The 19434-nt window shown below is 38.6% G+C and carries 15 protein-coding genes and 1 tRNA gene; 5 read left to right on the top strand and 11 right to left on the bottom strand.

What is annotated here, in order from left to right; all coding sequences use genetic code 11:
- The first annotated feature begins 317 nt into the window (after nucleotides 1-317).
- Nucleotides 318-560: a hypothetical protein gene (locus ACP69Y_RS14290; RefSeq protein ID WP_425919058.1), complete on the top strand. Its 243-nt coding sequence runs from the start codon at nucleotides 318-320 to the stop codon at nucleotides 558-560.
- A gap of 78 nt (nucleotides 561-638) precedes the next feature.
- On the opposite strand, the gene ACP69Y_RS14285 is transcribed toward ACP69Y_RS14290, so the two are convergent.
- Nucleotides 639-1103 carry a hypothetical protein gene (locus ACP69Y_RS14285; protein WP_425919056.1) on the bottom strand — a complete coding sequence of 155 codons (465 nt, stop codon included), beginning with the start codon at nucleotides 1101-1103 and terminating at the stop codon, nucleotides 639-641.
- A gap of 117 nt (nucleotides 1104-1220) precedes the next feature.
- Between ACP69Y_RS14285 and ACP69Y_RS14280 the strand changes: the two genes are divergently transcribed.
- Nucleotides 1221-2081 carry an alpha/beta fold hydrolase gene (locus ACP69Y_RS14280; protein WP_425919054.1) on the top strand — a complete coding sequence of 287 codons (861 nt, stop codon included), beginning with the start codon at nucleotides 1221-1223 and terminating at the stop codon, nucleotides 2079-2081.
- Nucleotides 2082-2366: 285 nt separating this feature from the next.
- On the opposite strand, the gene ACP69Y_RS14275 is transcribed toward ACP69Y_RS14280, so the two are convergent.
- The 6 genes from ACP69Y_RS14275 to ACP69Y_RS14250 all read right to left on the bottom strand — a co-directional run bounded on the left by ACP69Y_RS14275 (nucleotide 2367) and on the right by ACP69Y_RS14250 (nucleotide 7591).
- Nucleotides 2367-2588: a hypothetical protein gene (locus ACP69Y_RS14275; RefSeq protein ID WP_425919052.1), complete on the bottom strand. Its 222-nt coding sequence runs from the start codon at nucleotides 2586-2588 to the stop codon at nucleotides 2367-2369.
- 195 nt (nucleotides 2589-2783) lie between these two features.
- The gene (locus ACP69Y_RS14270; protein WP_425919050.1) at nucleotides 2784-3488 is read right to left on the bottom strand and encodes a hypothetical protein; all 705 of its coding nucleotides are present in this window, start codon (nucleotides 3486-3488) and stop codon (nucleotides 2784-2786) included.
- A 148-nt stretch (nucleotides 3489-3636) separates the two neighbouring features.
- Nucleotides 3637-6276, bottom strand: a complete 2640-nt coding sequence (locus ACP69Y_RS14265; RefSeq protein WP_425919048.1) for a bifunctional aconitate hydratase 2/2-methylisocitrate dehydratase — start codon at nucleotides 6274-6276, stop codon at nucleotides 3637-3639.
- Nucleotides 6277-6572: 296 nt separating this feature from the next.
- Nucleotides 6573-6842: a hypothetical protein gene (locus ACP69Y_RS14260; RefSeq protein ID WP_425919046.1), complete on the bottom strand. Its 270-nt coding sequence runs from the start codon at nucleotides 6840-6842 to the stop codon at nucleotides 6573-6575.
- Nucleotides 6843-6998: 156 nt separating this feature from the next.
- Nucleotides 6999-7358, bottom strand: coding sequence for a hypothetical protein (locus ACP69Y_RS14255; RefSeq protein ID WP_425919044.1), 360 nt, complete (start codon nucleotides 7356-7358; stop codon nucleotides 6999-7001).
- A gap of 156 nt (nucleotides 7359-7514) precedes the next feature.
- Nucleotides 7515-7591, bottom strand: a tRNA-Met gene (locus ACP69Y_RS14250).
- Nucleotides 7592-8157: 566 nt separating this feature from the next.
- On the opposite strand from ACP69Y_RS14250, the gene ACP69Y_RS14245 reads away from it, so the two are divergent.
- Nucleotides 8158-8367, top strand: coding sequence for a cold-shock protein (locus ACP69Y_RS14245; RefSeq protein WP_053577989.1), 210 nt, complete (start codon nucleotides 8158-8160; stop codon nucleotides 8365-8367).
- A gap of 588 nt (nucleotides 8368-8955) precedes the next feature.
- On the opposite strand, the gene ACP69Y_RS14240 is transcribed toward ACP69Y_RS14245, so the two are convergent.
- Nucleotides 8956-13470 carry a translocation/assembly module TamB domain-containing protein gene (locus ACP69Y_RS14240; RefSeq protein WP_425919042.1) on the bottom strand — a complete coding sequence of 1505 codons (4515 nt, stop codon included), beginning with the start codon at nucleotides 13468-13470 and terminating at the stop codon, nucleotides 8956-8958.
- 22 nt (nucleotides 13471-13492) lie between these two features.
- Nucleotides 13493-16219, bottom strand: a complete 2727-nt coding sequence (locus tag ACP69Y_RS14235) for an autotransporter assembly complex protein TamA (RefSeq protein ID WP_425919040.1) — start codon at nucleotides 16217-16219, stop codon at nucleotides 13493-13495.
- Nucleotides 16220-16397: 178 nt separating this feature from the next.
- On the opposite strand from ACP69Y_RS14235, the gene ACP69Y_RS14230 reads away from it, so the two are divergent.
- Both ACP69Y_RS14230 and coq7 read left to right on the top strand, forming a co-directional pair.
- Entirely contained in the window at nucleotides 16398-17720 is a 1323-nt protein-coding gene (locus ACP69Y_RS14230) for an MFS transporter (protein ID WP_425919038.1), read from the top strand.
- A 4-nt stretch (nucleotides 17721-17724) separates the two neighbouring features.
- Nucleotides 17725-18360: a 2-polyprenyl-3-methyl-6-methoxy-1,4-benzoquinone monooxygenase gene (coq7, locus tag ACP69Y_RS14225; protein ID WP_425919036.1), complete on the top strand. Its 636-nt coding sequence runs from the start codon at nucleotides 17725-17727 to the stop codon at nucleotides 18358-18360.
- 83 nt (nucleotides 18361-18443) lie between these two features.
- On the opposite strand, the gene ACP69Y_RS14220 is transcribed toward coq7, so the two are convergent.
- Nucleotides 18444-18644 carry a hypothetical protein gene (locus ACP69Y_RS14220; RefSeq protein ID WP_425919034.1) on the bottom strand — a complete coding sequence of 67 codons (201 nt, stop codon included), beginning with the start codon at nucleotides 18642-18644 and terminating at the stop codon, nucleotides 18444-18446.
- A 153-nt stretch (nucleotides 18645-18797) separates the two neighbouring features.
- Nucleotides 18798-19016 (bottom strand): hypothetical protein, encoded by a 219-nt coding sequence (locus ACP69Y_RS14215; RefSeq protein WP_425919032.1) that lies wholly within the window; start codon nucleotides 19014-19016, stop codon nucleotides 18798-18800.
- Nucleotides 19017-19434 lie beyond the last annotated feature (418 nt).

Genomic DNA, 19434 nt, shown 5'->3' with positions numbered 1-19434 from the left:
ACGATATTCCCCTTTAATATGCTCTATTGCATATGACTGGCATTACTATTGCTTTCTTATATCTGTATCTACTCTTGTTGAAATACCGCTTATTTCTTGCCGAGTGAAACCATACACAATGGTCACATGCGCACTAAAAAATACCAAATATGTACTTTTTGAATAAAATCAGCATATGAATTTATGCAATAACATAGTTTTATGACAAATTAATGACATTTGCTATTGAAATTCTAATAAATAAGAAGTACAACATTAGAAACCAATCTGACTAAAACAATTAGGTTTAGGTCAAAAAAACCACAGGAGGGGTGGAGATGTTATCATTACATTTCAATAAAGAAATCTTCATTAACGCTCTAAAAGCAAACAAAAACATGGTCACTTATTTGAGTACTACGGTTGCTCTGCTCGTGACATTAATATTTCATGGTTTAATTCAAGGCAATTTAAAACCTGAATTCTTTATGTATGCTTTTATTGTTTCAGTTGCCTTTTATATTTGGGCTGTGGTCGATCAAAAGTATCGTCAACAGAAACATAGTAATTCTACAGAATAAAAGATGGGTGACTATCACCCATCTTAAAAAAGAAAAATCTAAAAAACTTATAAAGATTATCTACCTAAACATTCTTAGTCAAAACCCATTCAAACCCATTATTGCACCGAGCAACAACCCTGCTGTCGCTCCCAATTCTCCAATCACTAAAAAAATCATCGCACTGCTGAGCAACCATTTTGGCAGATGCCAACGACCCATTTGATGCGGCTGTTTAAATTGATTATTTGTATCTTTAAGCCAGCCATGGAGCACATAACTTAAAATTGAAAAACTAAAAAAGAACAGATTAATCAACACAAAGATGAAGTTCAGTCCCTCTGCCCAGACTGAAAAATATGCCAATACCGCAATAATTAAACTGGCGGGCGCATAAAGCAAACTGCTTCTATGGGCAATATCGACATAATAATGTGCACGAGCCTGTTCAGAATGACGTATTTGATAATATTTCCATACCCCAGTCAGCATGCCAACCCAAAGAAAAATACCGCTAAATATAATTGCCAGCGAAACAGACTGATCTAAACTTTCAATATCCATTGATTTATATCCTTATTTTTAGAGTGCTATTCTGACTTTAAAGTCATCATTTGCGCAAGTTTCTTTTTGGAACTTGGGTACAGTAGTAGCAAGATAAATTTAACGCATGTTCTAAATATGAGTATTTTTGAAACATTAGAAATCAGCTGTAAAGATGGATATTCTCTCAGTGGACGTTTTTACCCAAAACAAAATTCAAGTCAAAATAATTGGCCGGTTTTGATTTGCCCTGCCACGGGTATCACCCAACATTTCTACCAGGCTTTTGCAGAATGGTTGGCTACACAAGGTTATGATGTTTTAAGCTTTGACTTCCGTGGTATTGGTCGCTCCCTACACGGTCCTTTAAACAAGTCTGACGCTAGTATTGTCAATTGGGGACAGCTTGATATTCCTGCGGCTATAGACACCTTGTTATGCAAGACACAAGCAGAACAGGTCATTTTATTGGGCCATAGTGCAGGCGGGCAGCTTTTAGGCATTGTGCCAAATTATCAAAAAGTTGCCAAAGTCATTGCAGTTTCGGGTTCAACTGGACATGTGAAAGGGTTAAAAGGTAAAACCAAGCTGCTTGCTCCTGTTATGTTTAATGTTATTTTCCCATTAGCGCGTATTGCCAAAGGCTATGGTCCGACCCAAGCCATTGGTATGGGTGAAAACTTACCTAAAGATGTGGCTAAACAATGGGCGCAATTTTGTAGCAAACCGGGTTACGTCATGAATGCGATGGGTAAAACCGTGTTTGAAGATTTTCATGCTGAAATTAGCTGCCCAATCACGGTGCTTTGGTCTTCAGATGATGAAATTGCAACGAAAGCAAACGTAAAAGATTTACTGCGTTTATACCCGAATGCAGATACCCAGATGATTGAACTTAAACCTAAAAATTATGAGCATAAAGCCATTGGTCATATGCTAATGTTTAAAAAATCGCATCAGAATTTATGGCCGGTAATTGCACAGCAATTGGCTGTTTAGATCAGATTTAGATGGTTATTTAAAGGCTGCTGTGTTCTAATACTCTCAGTTTGAGATGAGCCTCTTACAGTATATGGGCTTGACCTATATACGACTAGCCCCTAACCATGGGGCTTTTTATTATCTGAATGTTTTAAAATCGGATATAAAAATAGGCTGGTTACAATACCAACGCTTTTCTAGATGCAAAGATCTTAAATGAATGATTAACCAAAAAATGCGATGGTCATTTAAATCCCAATCGCGTTAATAATAGTTTTAAAGATATATTTACTCAATAAAAAATTAGTTAGATTCGATGTCATAGACCCAATTTCTGGCTTGTTGATCCGTTGTTGTTTCACAAACATAGTAATAATCATCCCACAAATCTGGATGAAAAATTTCAAGTTTTCGATAAGTCACTTTTTTTGACTTCTCAATACATTCAAAGCTGTCGCCCTGCTCTTTCACGGCTGATCCATTCAGAAATCCACCAATACATAAAAACCGTGTCTGTTTAGCCATTTGGTTACTTCAACTTTTCATTCGTTTATCAATGCGTGGATTAAACGATGGATTGGTCTAGTTGTAAAGCGTAACCAATAATATGCTTATAAGACCTGTTGAAGAATCGAAGTGAATGATGATCTTAGTAATTAAAATCATGTTAGATGCTGATAATATGTTTTAGAAAATACTCCAAAATACCAATTTTCGTAACTATTGATAAGATATTAATAATTGAGCTGTTTGAAATGGTCTTTCAAAACATTCTTTAGGTACTTTTGCTGCATTTAATATGGATGGATACATAAGATTAATATTTTTTAATGGTAAATTTCTTTCATCTAATTCATAAGCCTGTATAAGCTGAAAACTCAATTGTTGTATTATTTTGGATAAACCGACAATAAGTAATTCACCTTGATTTAACCGTTGAAAAACCTTTTCCTGTAATAATTCTAATAGTGGATGACCGTCTTCATCCACATGAGCACCACCACCTTTATTTGCGATTAATTTTATTAATTTTCTTATTGTCAAAGGAATTGGATAACTAAGAATAATTTGATCTGCCCAATCATTCAAGGGTAAAACCTTTTGACCATATAGTGGAATACTATCTTCTACCCCATTCCAATAACACCTAGCCTCAAAAGACATACCTATTAAGACATTTCGTGATAATTTTAGATCCAAATCTTTGGAATCATCGTAAGTGTTAACCAAGCTTAGCAATTCTAAATTTGGAATTAATCTCATTAAAAGTGGCTTTGAATTATTACTATAATCACATAATAAGATCCTTAGTTGTGCAGATAAAGCTCTACACATATGAGTTTCACCTGAATAAATAGATTTTAAACAAGACTCTATAACCTTAAAACATTCTAACGCTTCTAAAAAATCCCTTTTATTATTCATATTATTCTCGAATAAATTTCAATTAAAAAAATAAGGGCTGATTACTCAACCCTTATCTTATACCTCTTATTGCTTAATTATCAAAGTAAATCATAGATTTACTCTTGCGCTAGGGAAAAGCCTTTCGGCTTTTCTTTATCCTAGCTCATTAAGTCAACTGAGCAGCAGCAATTTTCTTCGTATCAACATTCGCAGCAGCTTTTGTATACTCGCTCATTTTATCGAAGCTTAAGTATTGATAGATGTCAGCTGACATGCTGTCAATTTGAGCTGCATACTGTTGGTATTCTTCTGGAGAAGGTAATTTACCCAATACAGCAGCAACAGATGCAAGTTCAGCAGAAGCTAAGTAAACGTTAGCACCCTGACCTAGACGGTTCGGGAAGTTACGAGTAGAAGTCGATACACAAGTTGTGTTCGGAGCTACACGTGCTTGGTTACCCATACATAATGAACAACCTGGCATTTCAGTTCGCGCGCCAGCTTTACCATAAATGTTGTAGAAACCTTCTTCCATCAACTGATGTTCGTCCATACGCGTCGGTGGAGCAATCCACAGACGAGTTGACAACGCACCACCTGGAACTTTCTCTAACAATTTACCAGTCGCACGGAAGTGACCAATGTTTGTCATACAAGAACCAACGAATACTTCGTCAATTTTCACGCCTTGAACGTCAGAAAGAAGTTTTGCATCATCTGGATCGTTCGGGCAGCAAAGAACAGGTTCTTTAATGTCAGCTAGATCAATTTCATACACTTTCGTGTATTCAGCATCAGCATCAGCTTTGATCAGGCTAGGATTTTCTAACCATTTTTCCATGTTCTCAACACGACGAGCCATAGTACGCGCATCGCCATAACCTTCAGAAATCATCCACTTCAACATGGTGATGTTCGAACGAAGGTATTCAGCAACTTTCTCTTCAGAAAGTGTGATAGAACAACCAGCAGCTGAACGTTCAGCAGAAGCATCAGACAATTCGAATGCTTGCTCTACAGTCAGGTCAGTTTCCATTTCTGTTAAGTCAATCTCAAGGATACGACCAGAGAAGATGTTTTTCTTACCTTTCTTCTCTACAGTTAAATCACCCGCTTGAATTGCGTAGTAAGGAATTGCATGTACCAGGTCACGTAGCGTGATACCAGGCTGCATTTTACCTTTAAACTTCACAAGTACAGATTCAGGCATATCAAGTGGCATCACACCAGTTGCTGCAGCGAATGCTACAAGACCAGAACCCGCTGGGAATGAAATACCAATTGGGAAACGAGTATGCGAGTCACCACCAGTACCTACGGTATCTGGAAGAAGCATACGGTTTAACCAAGAGTGAATAATACCGTCACCTGGGCGTAAAGACACACCACCACGGTTCATGATGAAATCAGGAAGCGAGTGTTGCATTTGAACGTCAACTGGTTTTGGATACGCAGCTGTATGACAGAAAGATTGCATCACAAGGTCAGCAGAGAAACCTAGGCAAGCCAAGTCCTTCAATTCGTCACGAGTCATAGGACCTGTAGTATCTTGCGAACCAACAGTTGTCATACGTGGTTCACAGTAAGTACCTGGAAGTACACCTTGACCTTCAGGAAGACCACAAGCGCGACCAACCATTTTCTGTGCTTGAGTAAAACCTTTGCCAGTCGCAGCAGGTTGAACCGGAACCCGGAACAAAGTAGATACTGGAAGACCTAAAGCTTCACGAGCCTTAGTCGTCAAACCACGACCAACGATCAGGTTAATACGACCGCCAGCACGAGCTTCGTCTAGAAGTACAGGCGTTTTAAGATCAGCTTCAGCGATTTGCGCGCCGTCTTTGAACGCAGTGACTTTAGCAGCAGCATGATCAATTTTAAGAACGATTTCATCGCCCATGTTCATGTTGCCAACATCGATCTCGATTGGTAACGCACCAGCATCTTCCATAGTATTGAAGAAAATTGGAGCGATTTTAGAACCTAGGCAGTAACCACCGTCTTTTTTGTTCGGAATGTGCGGAATGTCATCACCGAAGAACCAAAGTACAGAGTTAGTTGCAGATTTACGAGATGAACCTGTACCAACAACGTCACCAACGTAAGCAACCTGGTTGCCTTTCGCAATAAGTTCTTTGATTTGATTCAGTGGACCCACTTCACCAGGAACTTCTGGGTTGATCCCGTCACGTACGTTTTTCAACATCGCATTTGCGTGCAATGGAATGTCCGGACGGCTCCATGCGTCTTGTGCAGGTGACAAGTCATCTGTATTTGTTTCGCCAGTTACTTTGAAAACTGTCAATTTAATTTCAGATGGAACGTCTGGACGTGTCGTGAACCATTCAGCATCAGCCCAAGACTGCATGACAGCCTGAGCATTTGCGTTACCCGCTTTCGCTTTGTCTGCAACGTCATGGAACGCATCAAATACAAGCAGAGTTTTTTTCAACGCTTCAGCAGCAAGTGCAGAAAGTTCAGCGTCGTCAAGCAATGTAACTAAAGGCGCAACGTTATAACCACCAAGCATAGTACCTAGTAAGTAAACCGCACGTTCTTTAGAAATAAGTGGAGAAGTTGATTCACCTTTTGCCAAAGCAGCCAAGAAAGCAGCTTTAACATAAGCAGCTTGGTCAACACCTGCAGGAACACGGTTTTCTAGCAAATCAACTAAAAATGCTTCTTCTCCAGCTGGCGGATTTTTTAATAGTTCAACCAAGTCAGCTGTTTGAGCATCATCAAGTGGCTTCGGTGGGACTCCGAGTGCGGCACGTTCTTCAACGTGTTGGCGGTAAGCTTCTAGCACGGTGTTATTCCTCTTTTTTAAAAAATTACCTGTGAATTCCAGCTTGTATAAAGCTTCACAAATAATATGGACTGCAAAATTTTACTAAAATTCCAGTTAAAAGTTAATGCAAGTAGAGTGTTTCTTTATGATGTCCATTATTTAGTATCTAAATGATGCCCATATTGATCACTCAATGATCAAGCTCACCCCAATGTACACCTTTAATCAGAATGATAATTAACTTTTGACTGAAACTCATACATAAAAAAGGCAACCTAATGTTGCCCTCTTCTTAAAAAGAAAAATATTCAACCTTAGTGGACTGTCGTTGCATTCATATATTCACGTAAATCATCGCGACAACCTTCAAATTTAACCTGAATTTCATCTTCATGCAGCATAGCATGCTCTGTGCTGGCAAATGAAATATGAACCTGATAAAGCTTCGTTTCTTGATCAATTATATGCCGAAGATAGACTTTATCGCCCAAACTGAGTACATAGTGACTGCCACCCATCACGATAACACCCTGTTCATCTTCTAAGAGCAAGTCTGCATTATGTAAATAACCCACGACATCCATATAGCGCTCCTTAGTTTTTTTATAGTTATTTTTATTATTCACTATTTATATAAGCTTTTCTATATTTATGATTTACTCAAATGTCACAATTTATACTGACTAGACTTAGGCTATTTTTAACCCTTAAGATAACGATAAATATAAAAAAACCGTTCTTTAGAACGGTTTGTAGTCTGGCATCTTACCATGGGGAGTCGCGATACATTTTTCTGTAATTTTTTGCTTGAACTGATTACGACTTGCTTCTGGATTTGCAGTAATCTCAGTTAATGGAAATGCATAGACTTGTTCAACAATATCCAAGATGAACGTTTTTGTCGTTTCATCTTCAATTTTATTGGCATGTTCTAACGCCGCTGCTTTATCAATAGCATTCTGACGGTCATACATAATCGTGTTTGCAGCATTTCCCACACTTTTACAATAACCCATCCACTGCTCTTCGGCGGTTAGTGGTTTTTTTTCAGCACAACCTACTAAAGCAACCAGTACGACTAAAGTGAATAACTTATTCATGAACCTTCTCCTATTCCCACCATCATAATCAAAGTTAAGGAAAATATGAAATAACTCATCCTTTATACACGGAAAAACCCAGCTTTAAACTTAAACGAAAAACATAAAAAAAGCCTAATCTGTGTAGATTAGGCTATAAACTCTGTATTCTTTCGTTGGTAGCGGGAGCTGGATTTGAACCAACGACCTTCGGGTTATGAGCCCGACGAGCTACCAGACTGCTCCATCCCGCATCAACGAGTTAGCTTTATACGCCCTAAATCATAACAAAGCAAACTTTATTCAATTTCAATTGAAAAATAACGTTTTTGAGCATTCATAATCCTAACTAGATTCTGAATTCAAAATCACTGGTGAATAATAAAAATATAATCAAAGCTGGTTAAAGTCAGCCAATCAGTATTTTTGGATGCATAAAATGACCAATCGGAAAGAATTTAAGTCATATTTTCAAATAAAGTGGTTTAAAACTATGCAATAGAATCTAACCCTTATTTCAACTCGACAGAAAGCTAAGCAGAGCCAAAATATAAGTTATTGATTTAATGTGTATAATTATTTATTTACAAATATAAGCCATAAAAATCATCAATAGATAAATATTTACTTGCATATTCTTAAATACACCTGTATTCTTTATCTTAACTAGAGAAATAGTTTTGTTCTGGTAAATCTTTTTGTATTTCGCAGTTTTAGTCATAATCCTTCGTTTTTCAGATTTAAAGTTCCATTCATATTTTCAAGTTAACACCGGGTTTTTAAATAAACCAAAAAATATTAAAGTTTATAGGATTGTATTATGTCTAATACTGTTAAAGGTACTGTTAAGTGGTTCAACGAAACTAAAGGTTTCGGTTTTATTCAACAAGAAAACGGTCCTGACGTTTTTGCTCACTTCAGCGAAATCGCTAACTCTGGTTTCAAAACTTTGGCTGAAGGCCAACAAGTTGAATTCAGCATTACTCAAGGTCAAAAAGGCCCGAATGCTGTAAACATCGTAGCACTATAATTCTAAAATTCTTCTTACATTAGTAAGATAGTTTAAGAGTAAAAAGCGAGAGTCCACTCTCGCTTTTTCACATCTGGGCTTTATAAAAATATTATTTCTACTAATAAATAAAAGCCTTATTATCAGTGTGTCCTTTTTAATTGTTTACTCCTCTAGTTTCCACCTTCATATTTAAATCTTACACAGATATTCAATTTACAAATAGTATATTTAATCATTAGATAAGCCATATTTTTAATTTAACTTTTATAATTTAGCCCCACAATCTAATACCTCAATTTTATTGAGTGGAAATTAATATCGGACGTATATGCTGCCTAGTTTCGTGCATATGTTTTTTACTAATTGGTCTGGTCAGTTTCACAGCAGAGATCTATTTAGGTGACACTTTTGTTCTATACGCTAGAATTTTAATGATTCTTGCTTCTACTCTTAATTCTTCAGATTATGAAACATTAGATAATGACCCATTCTTATAATTCTTAATATCAAAATAAAATGAGAAGCTGATCATCCGCATAGTTGAACAACTTCTCAGATATCTTAGAACAAATAAAATCAATTCAAAAAACCATATTTTTCATAAACTTAGAATCTCCAATTATAGAATAGATCTATTGCTCGTTCTAAGGATTGGCTCGCTTCTAAATACAATCGTTTATTCATTTGATAACGCAAGGTCAATTTATTCACGGGTGTAAACACACCTACACCATAACGAATAAACAAGTCTGGCGTAATATAACCCGTCACACTGACTTGGGTATCATCCCCTGTTCCTTGTGCATCGAGTGCTAAACCACTCAAGCCAAAGGTACGACCAATTTGATTGGTTAAGGCACGTGTACCGCCCAAGCCCATACTAATTCCTGCGGCAGCAATGGTATTGTTTACATCTGACTTAAAGCCTTCTGATTGACTAATACCACTGGCACCTTCATTAATACGACCGGTAATGATGGCGTTTAAAGCTTCCTGTTCCGATAAACCAGCATCGTTATAGATCTGAATATTTGGGCTAGTGGCCGTTCCTGTAACCCGCACACCCACTGTACTCCCTTGTACACTTTTATTGGCGTCAACATCTAAGGTTGGATTATATAAAGGGCCATTAAAACGGGCAATCGCACGATTCAAATCCAAACTTTGCCCATAAGCTTCAATTTTTACCTTTTGACTAACACCAATTGCACCATTGGCACGCATTGCTGTTTCAAGCCCGCGTTGTGATAAATATAAACGTCCAAGTAGTGGAATACGGCTATCAAAACCTTGGAAAATTACTTGATTGCCTAGATTCACCATAACATCTGCACGAATATCCCACGGTCGAGCTGCTCTCAATATTGCGAGCTGATCTTGTCCTTCATGAACAATACGTACATCAGACGATACATTAATTACCGGTGCCGAAGCTTCAGGCATTGAAATTAAGGCACGTGGCACTTCAACCTTGCCATTTAAGCTCAACTTTTTCTTGAATGGCAAGACATCCAGCGTTAAATCTGGGGTGACTACTGCCGTAATTAATGGTGCTTGGCGAAGCAGCAAATTTTCGCCTTTTAAATGCAATTGAATACGCGGATCATTTTTCCAATCTATATTACCCGTTAATGCCCCTACACCTTGACCACTATTAAATGCGCCATTAATACTGGCATGATCTTGGCGAATAGATGAATACACCTGGATATTGCTTAAGTTCACCGGTAATGAAATCATACTGATAGCACCATCTTTCAGGCGCATTTCACCATTAAATAAAGGTTGAGTCAGGGTTCCTGCAATTTTCCCTGCAAAAGACAAGGTTCCCGCAAGTGACCGAACGTCCTGGATGAATGGCTTAAAGACTTTAAGTTGTACCTGGTCGAAAGCCACTTCACCGCGCATTGGTTTATCAGCTTTATAAGGATCAATAATCACATTGGCATAACCGGTACCAATTTCCGGAGTTTTGACATCTAAACGAACTTGTAAACCTTCGGCTACACTTTTCGCAATAAGGCCAATTTCGTTGTAACTTAATGTAGAACCAATATCTTGTGGGTCTTCAGCTGCCAATCCAATCACACCATTGCGTGTTACCAGCCTTGCATCTATTTTCGGTTTGGCACCTTGCGCCCATGCTGCTTTTGCATAGCCATTCACCTTACCGGTAATTGCCAAACCTTCAGGCATAAATGCAGCAAAATCATTCAAATCGACATTTTGGGTAACAAAGGATACATTTCCTCTGGTTTTACTGACACGAATCGGTTGATCGAAACATAACTGGCTCTGCTGACTTGACCAACAATGGGCACCGACAAACAATTCTGATTTCGCTGAACTGTAAATGACCGAGGCATTTTGACGTTGTACTAATCGAGCACGTAAAGAGTCAAAATCACCTTTCTGAATTTGCCCCAGCCAATCATTCTGTGCATTAAAACCACCCGCCAATTGCACATAAAATTTGGAAATTTTGTTTTCTGCCTGAACTTTCAATATATGAGCTTTACGAGTGCCTGCCAGTGAAATTTCACCTTGTTGAATCTCACGCGAACCACTACGTAAACTTTCCATTTTCGCCGTCATGAGCGCTGGAGTAAGTTCAGAGGTTGGTAACTCACCTTGTACACGTAATTTTTTAACACTGAATAAATTATTAAAACCAAAGTCATCTACCGCCAGATTTGCAGTCGCTTGCAAACGTGGTTGAGATTGCACATTTAAATAGCCATAAGCACGGCCACGAAGCCCACTATAAATTTCATACAAGGCAGGTGCATTAATTTTTAATCTTAAGTTTTGTGCATTACCAGTCGCTTGAATCTGGTTTTTTGCATAGGACAGATACAAATTATTGGCTTCAAACTGTTTGGGCAAGAAGCCTTTTTGATTTGAATCAATGACCATTGCCAAATTCCCTGTTCCACGAACAGGTTTATTATTAATGATACCGGCTAAATTTAATTTTTCAATATTAATGCGTTTTAGGGTATCGGACCAAACCCCTTCAGTTTTCACATTACCAGATAGCTCACCACGTACAGAGGACACAAAATAATGCGGTTTGAATCGGACCAGGGATGCATTTACATTCCAGCCAATGCCATTTTTAAGATTGACTAAACCGCTGGCAAAAATTTTACCAGCAATCCCTGAATGCTGTAATTCAGCAATTTTAATCAATTCAGGTGTACCTGAAACTTTAAACTTGAGTAAGCCTTCGCTGACCGGAATCTGACTGGCATTTAATGCACCATCATAATTGACGGCAAAACTTTTAAAGGCGCCACCCGATTTTTGATCGTTGAATAAAATGGCTGCGGTGCTACGCCCAGTTAAGCGAACGGTTTCCTTGTTATTTTGCTGTGCCAGACGACCGGTCAAGTTAATTGCATTTAAATGAATAATCTGCTGATTGGGTTTAGCAAAACCATCAGCTTTAACTTGGCCATTTAATAAGTTAACCGGTGCAGCATCAACCACGGTTTGCGGATTAAAATCTTTGGCGTTAACAATGGCATTCCATTTTAATTGACGTTTTTCAGTCGGCAACTCGACTTTTGCACTTCCGCTCAAGCTCCCTTTACCTGCCACGTAGCTGAAGCTTGGTACATTCAAATTATTATTTTTAAGATTGAGCTGTGCCTTATATAAACCTTCAGGCAACATGCCCTTGTCATGCTTAGTCACAGCAGTTGCAACATGAATATCCTGTTTTCCTTCTACCAATGCCAGTTGAACATCACCTGATTTACTGCTTAACCAACCTATATAGGGTACGACACGGTCAATATTTTTCCACGCCACGTCAAGTAGCATCGGATTTGGCTTTTTACCTTTTTGCTCATCTTGATCGAGCTTTAGGTTCCATGTTTCATAACGATCAAAATCAACCAATGCGGTCAAATGCATGCCTTTGTCTAAACTGCCTTTAGAAGCAATTTTTCCATCCAGACTCGGCGGTAGAAAATCCTGAATCACGAGCGGAATCAGTTTGTCTTTTGGATTGATCTTGTCCAAACGACCCGTCATATCCCAAGTGACTTGGTCTTTCCAACTCACCACACCTGCGACATTCACGGCGCCATTCATGAGCTGACCATTTAAATTGCTAATATCAAGTTGATGAACTAAATCGGTATGCATGCTTCCGTTATATTGACCTTGTGGAATATTTTTGCCGCTTAGGTCCGTCGCAACATCGATATTTAAACGCTCGATATCACCATTGAATTTCGCCACACCATCTTTAGTAAACAGCTTCTGTTCAGTCATCAATGGCCAGTGATATTGCTTAAACTGCAACTCCCCAAACATCGGTACATGTTTACGTACCGGATGTACTACAGCCCAACCGGTTAATAAATCGGGGGTATTGGTTGCTACACCAGCTTGAATGGTATCTAAGGTGCCTCTGGCGACGACTTTAATATCATGAATATTCAAGCTTTTATTCAGGGACGGTATATTTACATCAGCGACAGCATTTAAAGGATATTTCCCTTCAAATTTCATATCTCCAGTCGCATTTTTTACTGACAGATAACCCATATCCATACGGGAATCTTCAAACTTGAGTTCTGTACCTGACCAAAGTGCCTTATTTAAATGAATATCATTAAATTTCACGCTGCTGGTTGCAGTTTTAATCAGTAGATGGTCAATATCAGCCGTATCTACGCGTAAAACAAAAGGTAAACGGATTACACTAAATTTAAAAGGATCATCACTTGCTGGATTCTTGCTGATAATTTGCAGATTACGTACATCGGCACGATTCAAATGAATTTCTTTTTTCAAGATTGCGCGCCAACCCAAAATCACATCGGCACGATCAATTTTAACGTCTACAGGTTTTAAGGTAACCCGAATATTTTTTAGAATAATGCCATGTAAAAGATTACCGCTTTCATATTCGTAATCAATAATTTTTTGGCTCTGTAAAACCCGGTCCAGTAAGAATTTACTGCCTTTATCGGTAGTAAACATCACAGCGAAGGAAGCAATAAGCAGAATCAACACAATAAGCAGTGTGAATAGCACACTCCTCAAAATACGACGTTTTTTTGGTCGTGGTGTTTCTGTCTCTGGTTGCTGTTCTACTTCAGCCATAATGCTCTCTAAAACCTAAAAATTATAATTGTGAACCAATAAAGAAATGGATACGGATCGGATGATCGTCATCAGAAATACCTGAAGCCACATCAACACGAATTGGGCCAATTGGCGAGGCCCAACGAACCCCTAAACCAACACTATATGCGGTTGGTGTATTAAAATCTTTGTCATATGCATTCCCCACATCACTAAATACGGCTGCACGCCAGCCTTCTTTAAATTGATAGTTATATTCTAACGAACCTACAGCTAAAGCTTGCCCGCCAATTTTGAATCCATTTTCTTCAGGCGATAGACTTTTATAATCAAAACCACGAACAGTTTGGTCACCACCCGTAAAATAACGCAGGTTATAAGGCACTTTAGTAAAATCTTGTGCAAAGATATAACCTACGTCACCACGCCCTACAAACTGGTGGTTATCATTTTCACCTAATGAATAGATAAAGCGCCAACCCGCATTCACAATGGCCATATCAGCATCGGATAATAAACTTTCACTGCCCAGTTCAACTTTATAATTTTGTCTAAAGCCTTTGCCTGGATTGACGCGCTTATCACTGGTGGTACGAGCAACTTCATAGCCAAATAATAATGATTGTTGCTGCTCATTCGCATTTGCTAAAAATGCATCCGGAATTTCTGCAGCATCTACGACACCCTCTTGTGTAATACGATCTAAACGATAACGTAAACCAAAAGTATGTTGCCAACTTCCGCGTGGTCTTTTGATAATTCGATCCACACCCGCAACTGCAGATTCGATCATCAATCCATTGCCCTGTGCAACGTCATCCCGTTCTTCGCGCTCATAACCGCCCACCAAACTAATATAGTCATTAAGGGGATGGTGATAAGGAATATTATAGCGACCGTCAATCGACTGACGGATTTTGGATAATTCCAGGTTGGCATCAAATGAATGGCCACGGCGGTTCACAATGGCACGGCGGTACTGACCACGAATACGTGCGCCGGTATCGCTACCATAACCGGCACCGATTTCTGCACTATTTAAACGGTCAGCATTTAAAGTCACAATTACCGGGATTTTCTTTTCTTCACGTGCTTGAGCTTTTAAGCGCTCTTCTTCAGTTTCTTTGGTTTCTTGTTCTACGCGCATTTGACGCAGATTTTGATCAGCTTCTGTATCGGTTTTACCCGCAAATTGTGTCTCATCAACCACGGATTGAGTAACTTCTTTTGAAGAAACAGCCTGTTTTTTATCCTGAACGCTCGCTTCATTTTCTGATATTTTCTGCTGATCCACCAAAGCTTGAATATCAGGTGGAAGTTCTAACTGTTTTTCAATGGGATCTGGTCGTACAGCATCAACCAAAGTGTAATTAAAATAACGCGAGTTGGTTAAGTTATTGGCCAGGCCGTTGACCCGCCAAAAAGTATAATCGGCCCCATCTTCCCAGGAAACCATACTTTGCAACACATCCATATCGATTGGAAACGGCTTAGAAGGATCACTCATACGAAATTCTACAGGTCCTAATTTGTAGCGATCACCTGTTTCATAACGTAAATTTATATCTGCCGTATTTTGCGGTTGGGCAACTTTTACATCATGCAAACGCCAGTAACTGTCAAAATAACCATTATTGTTCGCTGCATTACTAATACGTGTTTTGGTTTGTTCATATAAACCATGATTGAAAATATCACCGATATCTTGATCAGGTAATACACTGATGACCTGGAACTGCGCTTGTTGTTCACCTGCTCCACTAAACTCTACATTTTGTTCTTTAATCAGCACAGGTGAATTGGGGGTGACATTTACCCGAACCCGATTCTCGCTGAGTTTCTCAAATTTAAATTTGGCATTATAAAAACCGACTGCTTGAGCTGCCTGATTTGACATGGTTCTTAATTGTGGCAGTGCCGAAGGAAAATCACTAAAGGATTCCTGAGTAAAACTGGAAAGTTTACCCTTAAGATTATCTTTTAAATTTTCCAAGGCTTGCGTATAAGCCTTACTTGAAACCTCGCTAGGGTTTTGTACCGAGGCAAATACTACATCGGCAGTGATCCGTGGAACTTTTGCAGTATTCAACTGACTTGATGGTCGTATTTTGTATAACCAACGCTTAAAGAAATTCGGTTCTTCAACTTCATCTGCAGCCGCTAACTCAGGTAAAGTTTTTCCTGCTTCATTGGCTTCAACCACAATTTTGCTGTCGTCTTGAATGCTCGACATCAATTGATCGACATTCACCGGTGCCTGATTAATTTCTACCAGTTCTTGTTGAGTAGCGTCGGAAACCACTACTTCATTAACTTGTCCAGCACGATATTGTTGTGCTTGAATTTTCGCATTTTCCGCCTCACGGAATATTTCGTCTGCCATTGCTTGGCTGACTGGCGCAATGGGCAGTTCTTCTAAATCTTCAAACTCAATCGGTTTAAATTCTTCTAAAGGTTGGCTTGCTTGTTCTTGTTGTTGCAGCATTTGCAAACTATTAAGCTCAGTTTTATTTTCCTGAAAATTTTCAATTTTTTCTATTTCTTCAGGGCTATCCATCCCTTGCTTAACAGCTTCACTCTTGAGTTGTTGTTGAAATTCTGCTTGAGTGACCGTTGTATTCGGCTCAGTTACTTGTGCAAAACTTTGTTGGGCAAGTAATATTAAAAAGAGACTAAAACAAAATTGTTTATGTTGATCATCCCACTTTATGAAAGAGCGGACACTTAGTGTAAGAGTCGACTTTTTAAAATTCAGTTTTGCAAGCATAAAGAACTCTAAACTAATATAATATTTGTAATGGAAATACCCAAAATCAGCTTTCTAACAAGCTCAAATCTATTGGAATTTTCACAAAAGTATAGGTTGAAAATATAATACATGATTTTTTATAGTATTTTACCAAATGCTCACATTTCTTAATAAAACTTAATGAAGCCCATAAACCATGGAAAAAAATGAACATCTTTTAGCTACACGTCGATTTTTACCAATGTTTGTCACTCAATTTTTCGGTGCACTGAATGACAATGTCTATAAACAGTCCCTGTTACTGGTTATTACCTATGGTTGGATCAATCAGCAAAGCGCCAGTGTCAGCACCCTGAATAATCTCGCCGCCTTATTGTTTATTTTACCCTATTTTATTTTCTCTGCTACAGCCGGACAGATTGCAGATAAATATGAACGTTCACAACTGGTACGAGGCATTAAAATACTCGAAATTGTGATTATGCTGATTGGTTCTGCTGGCTTTTTACTGGGTCATTTATGGCTATTATTAACTGCTTTATTTTTAATGGGTGTGCATTCGACTTTCTTCGGTCCAATCAAATATGCCATTTTGCCTGAAATTTTGAAACCCAATGAATTGATGTCCGGAAATGCCTTGTTCCAGTCCGGCACTTCTATTGCCATTTTGATTGGTATGATTTTAGGCGGTGCCGTGATTTCTGCATCAGATGGCAATCTGTTCTGGATTAGCCTGACTGTGGTCACTATTGCTGTTCTAGGCTATATCTCAAGTCGTTTTGTGTTAAAGCAAAATGTAACCTCACCTGATCTTAAAATTGACTGGAACTTTTTTAGAACCAGTTTTCAGACCTTAAAATATGCCAAAAGCTTACCGATTATCTTTCTGATTTTATTAGGTAATTCTTGGTATTGGTTTTATGGGGCAACCTATCTGACCCAGATTCCGCAGTTAACTCAACAAAACCTGCATGCCTCTGAAAATGTGGTAAGTCTACTTTTAACATTCTTCTCTGTCGGGATTGGTGTGGGTTCTTTGTTGTGCCGTAAAATTGGTGGTACAGAAGTCAATTTAAAGATGGTGCCGGTAGGTGCTATTGGTTTGACGGTTTTTGCTTTTTATTTGGCAGCAAGTTTAGCTTTTGTGCCTGAACGTAGCGGTGAAATGCTAGGTTTAAAAGAGGTATTTACCCAAGGCTGGAGCTATTACCATGTCATGCTGGCTGTGACATTACTCGGAATTAGTGGCGGTTTTTATATCGTACCTTTATACGCCATGATGCAAGCCTTTTCTCCACGCTCACATCGTGCGCGTATAGTAGCGGCAAACAACATTTTAAATGCAGTATTCATGGTATCCTCTGCTATATTTTCGATTATCATCTTAAGTATATTCAAGATTGATATTAAAATACTTTTCAGTATTACTGCTATTCTAAGCGCAATTTTCACTACATGGCTCCTGTTCAGGCTTAAGCCAATGCTTGCAGCACAGCAACAAGAAGCTTTAGAGGATTAATTTTATGCGTCAATATACCGGTATCGACAAATTTATTCATTCGTTTGATCAAGCGCTTCGCAGTCTGGTTCCCGGAACGACCTCTGCACAGCGTGAAAATCCAGGCAGTGCTGTGGAAACCCAACTCGGTGTCAGTGAAGCACGTCATGTTGCCGGTTTAATGCGAGTGAATCATAGCGGTGAAGTATGCGCGCAGGCGCTTTATCATGGTCAGGCACTCACTGCAAAATTGCCCAATGTACGCCGTGAAATGGAACAAGCCGCTCTTGAAGAGCAAGATCATTTGGCTTGGTGTGAAGACCGCTTAAAAGAACTGGATAGCCATACCAGCTTGTTAAATCCGGTCTGGTACGGCCTGTCCTTTGGTATGGGAGCGATTGCAGGAATTGCCGGCGATAAATACAGCCTAGGTTTCGTAGCCGAAACTGAACGTCAAGTGAGCTTGCATTTAGAAGACCATATCAAGCAGTTGCCGGAGCAAGATGAGCGTTCGCGTAAAATTCTGGTACAAATGAATGAAGATGAGTTGCATCATAGAGATACAGCATTGAATGCTGGGGGTGTAGATTTACCCGCGCCTGTACGTATTGCAATGACAGGCATTTCAAAGTTAATGACAAAAACCAGTTATTATATTTAATTAATTTTTGAATGATTTAACGCCCGCATTATTGCGGGTTTTTTATGCTTTTTTCTAGGTTTCTTGAACTGTAGTTGTTTAAATTATTTTTTGCGGTAATAAGTGCAAATGCTGTAAACAATACGCACTATCACCATACACGCGATAACACTAGCGACAATATAAAAATCGTGATGATAGGGTAAGTTTTTCTGCCAGAACACATGTAACCAATGACTCACTTGCAAGCCAACACTCACAATAACAAATGCCCAGATAAAACATGCCGTAATATTCACCAGCATGTATTTCAGCAAAGGATAGCCTTTCACTCCAATCGAAATAGGGAGAATTATCCGTAATCCCAGGCAAACCGCATCAGTAAAATAGTTAACACAGGATAATCTTCAATAACTTGGTTTGCCTGCTCAAACTTTTGCGCCAATTTTGGCCTCTTTTTAATAAATTCGATGCCATAGTGTTTGCCAATCTAGTAATAGAGTTGATCCCCCCAAAAACCCACCCAGCATGACAACGATAATTAATAACCAGAAATTAAAGATATGCTGATGTACAGCATATGCTCCAAGCATGAGAACAGTTTCACCTTCAAAAAAGCTACCAATAAAAATAGCAAAATAACCATAGTGTTGGAGGAGATCGGTCCAGTTCATCATTTTTTATATCTGATCACAGTTTTATTATGTGCGCTACATCACTATTGATTACCAAGACAACTCCGGTTGCTTTTTTAAGCATTTATACTTCACCAGTAAAATAAAGTGATTTCTCTGCCTATTTGGAACCTAATTCACTGAGTATATGGAGATTATTTAAGACAAGTGTTTGCTTCAAATTAGGCCCAATCGACAGAGTCAGCTGTTATGCAGATGAATTTTTTTATATGGCTAAAAACACTCAATTTAAAATTATGAGTCAGAACATAAGCGATTATGTTTAGCATCTGGAAGATCGTTATGATTATCTGCAAGCTGCATTACACAATAATTGATCAAGCATAAAAAAGCCCAACATCCTGTTGGGCTTTTTCGTATTTGATGCTTAGATCTGACTCCTGTCTGATCTTACGTTCCT

Origin of the sequence: Acinetobacter sp. TSRC1-2 (assembly GCF_049895885.1) — a bacterium.
GTDB lineage: Bacteria > Pseudomonadota > Gammaproteobacteria > Pseudomonadales > Moraxellaceae > Acinetobacter.
This window is presented reverse-complemented; position numbering and strand designations above follow the sequence as displayed.

What these genes read in the sequence shown, in the direction of transcription:
- ACP69Y_RS14230 (WP_425919038.1), top strand. Translation starts at nt 16,398, where the DNA reads ATGGAAAAAAATGAACATCTTTTAGCTACACGTCGATTTTTACCAATG.
- ACP69Y_RS14260 (WP_425919046.1), bottom strand. Translation starts at nt 6,842, where the DNA reads ATGGATGTCGTGGGTTATTTACATAATGCAGACTTGCTCTTAGAAGAT.
- ACP69Y_RS14220 (WP_425919034.1), bottom strand. Translation starts at nt 18,644, where the DNA reads ATGCTGGTGAATATTACGGCATGTTTTATCTGGGCATTTGTTATTGTG.
- ACP69Y_RS14280 (WP_425919054.1), top strand. Translation starts at nt 1,221, where the DNA reads ATGAGTATTTTTGAAACATTAGAAATCAGCTGTAAAGATGGATATTCT.
- coq7 (WP_425919036.1), top strand. Translation starts at nt 17,725, where the DNA reads ATGCGTCAATATACCGGTATCGACAAATTTATTCATTCGTTTGATCAA.
- ACP69Y_RS14215 (WP_425919032.1), bottom strand. Translation starts at nt 19,016, where the DNA reads ATGATGAACTGGACCGATCTCCTCCAACACTATGGTTATTTTGCTATT.
- ACP69Y_RS14290 (WP_425919058.1), top strand. Translation starts at nt 318, where the DNA reads ATGTTATCATTACATTTCAATAAAGAAATCTTCATTAACGCTCTAAAA.
- ACP69Y_RS14245 (WP_053577989.1), top strand. Translation starts at nt 8,158, where the DNA reads ATGTCTAATACTGTTAAAGGTACTGTTAAGTGGTTCAACGAAACTAAA.
- ACP69Y_RS14275 (WP_425919052.1), bottom strand. Translation starts at nt 2,588, where the DNA reads ATGGCTAAACAGACACGGTTTTTATGTATTGGTGGATTTCTGAATGGA.
- ACP69Y_RS14270 (WP_425919050.1), bottom strand. Translation starts at nt 3,488, where the DNA reads ATGAATAATAAAAGGGATTTTTTAGAAGCGTTAGAATGTTTTAAGGTT.
- ACP69Y_RS14240 (WP_425919042.1), bottom strand. Translation starts at nt 13,470, where the DNA reads ATGGCTGAAGTAGAACAGCAACCAGAGACAGAAACACCACGACCAAAA.
- ACP69Y_RS14255 (WP_425919044.1), bottom strand. Translation starts at nt 7,358, where the DNA reads ATGAATAAGTTATTCACTTTAGTCGTACTGGTTGCTTTAGTAGGTTGT.
- ACP69Y_RS14285 (WP_425919056.1), bottom strand. Translation starts at nt 1,103, where the DNA reads ATGGATATTGAAAGTTTAGATCAGTCTGTTTCGCTGGCAATTATATTT.
- ACP69Y_RS14235 (WP_425919040.1), bottom strand. Translation starts at nt 16,219, where the DNA reads ATGCTTGCAAAACTGAATTTTAAAAAGTCGACTCTTACACTAAGTGTC.